Source organism: Nodosilinea sp. LEGE 07298 (assembly GCF_015207265.1).
Lineage (GTDB): Bacteria > Cyanobacteriota > Cyanobacteriia > Phormidesmidales > Phormidesmidaceae > Nodosilinea.
This window is the reverse complement of record NZ_JADEXE010000508.1, coordinates 1-2,593: the sequence shown is the minus strand read 5'-3', so window position 1 is coordinate 2,593 and position 2,593 is coordinate 1. Positions and strand designations below refer to the sequence as shown.

The following is a 2,593-nucleotide window of genomic DNA, read 5'->3' as shown; positions in this document are numbered from 1 at the left end:
CCCTCGATTACGACGACGCGGCGGAGGTGTTGTTTCTCATCGAGCGGCTCTCGTTCCCCCAGGTACCGGGTGCCTAATTGGGCTGTGTAGCAGGGTTCACAGATTTGCCCAGGCACCCGGTACCTCACTTGTGAGATGGTTGAGGCGTTAGGGATTAGGTTTGGTGGAAGATTCTACAATTGAAGAAACAAGGACTATGAAAGGCGATGATTTCAGTCCCGATCACGCTAGAACAACTGATTCAAGCCGTTCGGCAATTAGAGCCAGACGATCGGGCTCGGGTCGCTAACGCTTTAGTTGAATTAGATTTGCGCTCTGACCTGGCTGCGCTGCTGACGGAACTCTATACTCAGCCGCCCGTAGACGAGATGACCGACGACGACATCATGGCCGAGGTCAAGGCGGTACGCCAACAACCGCGCCAAGCATGACCCCGCGCACAGTTATTGACACCAATATTTGGATTCGTATTTTGCTGAGAGGGCGCACCACGCTGCCGATATTAGCGGCATTCAATGCAGACCAGTTTCAACTCGTGATGAGCCAACCACTATTTGATGAATTCCATGATGTTTGGCAGCGTCCGCGATTGAGGCAACGTGTCGATCCCAATCAAGCAGAGCGTTTGGAGCGCCAGCTCAGACACCGTTCTGGCTGGGTCGAGGTCAAAACTATTCCTCCCAATTGCCGAGATCCGAAAGATTTGCCCGTCCTGGCAACTGCCATTGACGGAGCCGCAAATATTATCGTCTCTGGCGACAACGACCTACGAGCCGACGATGCTTTGAGAGCAGCCATGCTGGATCACAACATACAGCTACTCGGTGTCCAATCTTTCCTGGATTGTTTACAGGAGACATCGTAATGGGCGACCCCATGTTGAGCGAATTTCGTTCTCAAACACCTGCCAGTCCAAGTCCTCTGCCACCCTGTTGCGCCGGTAGGCTTGCTTCTTGCCGCTTGGAGACACCTCCAGACGCGCCAGCGTTGTCTTAGATCAAGGCGCAGGACATCACGCTATGGGCTCAGGAGGCAAGGGTATGCTATTGGCAGGGCAGGCGGGTAGAGTCGCCACCGATGGTATCGTCCCTGGTCCAACGTTACGTCAACAACATCCCTATGAATTTTTCTGCCCTTAACCGTCCCCTATTTTTGGCCGCCAACTATCCCCCTCACAGGGCCTGGAAGTTCTATTCCCTCTGGGTTGGCCTGACGGTTTTAGGCTGTGGATTAGCGATAATTAGCATCCCCGCTGAGCAACCCCGAATCACTCCCTATGTTCTGGGAGCGGCAGTCGGTCTCTTGCAGGGTTCAATGCTGCGTTTGGGGGCTTCGGGAACGGTGCGATGGACCCTGGCCACTATGTTAGGGGTAGTGCTGAGCAGCATGGTGCGGCCTTATGTTGCCTTTCACAGCAGCTTAATCATGAGTGGAGCCGTAGGAGGCATAATAATCGGTGGTATTCAGGGGCTGGTCTTTTATACCCAGATTCCTGGCATGGCCTGGTGGGCTTTAGTTCAAGTCATTAGCGGTGCGGTTAGTTGGGGGCTGGGCTGGTTTATTTTGGGTTCTGTTAGCCGAGCTATCGGCCATACACCCACTGGGTTGGTTTTGACCAGCTCTGTTGCGATTGACATGATGTGGGGTATTTCTGCCACCATAACCGGTATGGTGATGTATCGGTTGCTGGCTCTACGCCATGGTCGCCGTACGCCATTGCCACCCCCTGAATCATGATGGGTCCGGGCGTTGCTGTTGTCTCCCTCGACCCGATGCAAGTAGGCGTGAATCAGGCAGGCATTGCGATCGCCCTAGGGCTGCACTAGCTCATGGGCGGCATCCCACTGGCCTGCTTTGGCTAGGGCTAAGGCTTTGTCCAGACCTCCGAGGTTTTCAAAACCTCGGAGGTCTGGGACTCATCATCTTTGCCCCGTGATGGGCAAAGCAAGGCCTGTTTTTCCTAGCATATTGTTTTGCTATGACTCTCCCCCTAACCTTTCATCAACTAACGGCGCAGCTCATTACTCCAGCAGCTTTTGCCCCCTTTGGCCAGGTGATTTTCCCCAGCGCTGACGAAGCTCCCTTTGGCCCGCAGGATGCTCAACTCAGGCTAGATGCTGGTATTCCCCGCTTTTACATCATGATGCTGGCGGTTAAGGGCACCCGGTTTCGCACCATTACCCGGCACCAGCGCTGCACCCAGTGCCTGGGGGCGCTGGAGGGCAAAGACTGGCTGATGGCGGTGGCCCCACCGGAGGAGGCACCGCCCAACCCGCAAGACATTCGCGCCTTTCACATTCCCGGCAACTGCTTTATCAAGCTGGAGGTGGGCACCTGGCACGCGGGGCCATACTTTCGCCACCCCGCCGTCAGCTTTTACAACCTGGAACTGAGCGATACGAATATTACCGATCACCAGACCTGTAACCTGGCGAAGGAGTTTGGGCTGGAGTTTGAGATTGTGGGGGAGTAGGGGGGTGGATGGGTAATTCAGACTCATCCACTCATCCACTCATCCACTCATCCACTCATCCACTCATCCACTCATCCACTCATCCACTCATCCACTCATCCACTCATCCACTCATCCACT

The 2,593-nt window shown here is 54.9% G+C and carries 4 protein-coding genes; all 4 read left to right on the top strand.

Annotated elements, in window-relative coordinates; all coding sequences use genetic code 11:
• The first annotated feature begins 206 nt into the window (after positions 1–206).
• The 4 genes from IQ273_RS32430 (at position 207) to IQ273_RS32415 (ending at position 2,473) form a co-directional block, all read left to right on the top strand.
• On the top strand, positions 207–431 hold the full coding sequence (locus IQ273_RS32430) for a hypothetical protein (protein WP_194027191.1): 225 nt from the start codon (positions 207–209) through the stop codon (positions 429–431).
• Positions 428–865, top strand: a complete 438-nt coding sequence (locus IQ273_RS32425; RefSeq protein ID WP_194027190.1) for a putative toxin-antitoxin system toxin component, PIN family — start codon at positions 428–430, stop codon at positions 863–865. Before IQ273_RS32430 ends, IQ273_RS32425 begins: the two co-directional genes overlap by 4 nt.
• Positions 866–1,119: 254 nt before the next feature.
• Positions 1,120–1,737 (top strand): hypothetical protein, encoded by a 618-nt coding sequence (locus tag IQ273_RS32420; RefSeq protein WP_194027189.1) that lies wholly within the window; start codon positions 1,120–1,122, stop codon positions 1,735–1,737.
• Between the two features lie 241 nt (positions 1,738–1,978).
• Positions 1,979–2,473 (top strand): ureidoglycolate lyase, encoded by a 495-nt coding sequence (locus IQ273_RS32415; protein ID WP_194027188.1) that lies wholly within the window; start codon positions 1,979–1,981, stop codon positions 2,471–2,473.
• Positions 2,474–2,593 lie beyond the last annotated feature (120 nt).

Bases quoted from the DNA above. Each gene is read 5' to 3' on its own strand.
- IQ273_RS32430 (WP_194027191.1), top strand. From the start codon at position 207: ATGATTTCAGTCCCGATCACGCTAGAACAACTGATTCAAGCCGTTCGG.
- IQ273_RS32425 (WP_194027190.1), top strand. From the start codon at position 428: ATGACCCCGCGCACAGTTATTGACACCAATATTTGGATTCGTATTTTG.
- IQ273_RS32420 (WP_194027189.1), top strand. From the start codon at position 1,120: ATGAATTTTTCTGCCCTTAACCGTCCCCTATTTTTGGCCGCCAACTAT.
- IQ273_RS32415 (WP_194027188.1), top strand. From the start codon at position 1,979: ATGACTCTCCCCCTAACCTTTCATCAACTAACGGCGCAGCTCATTACT.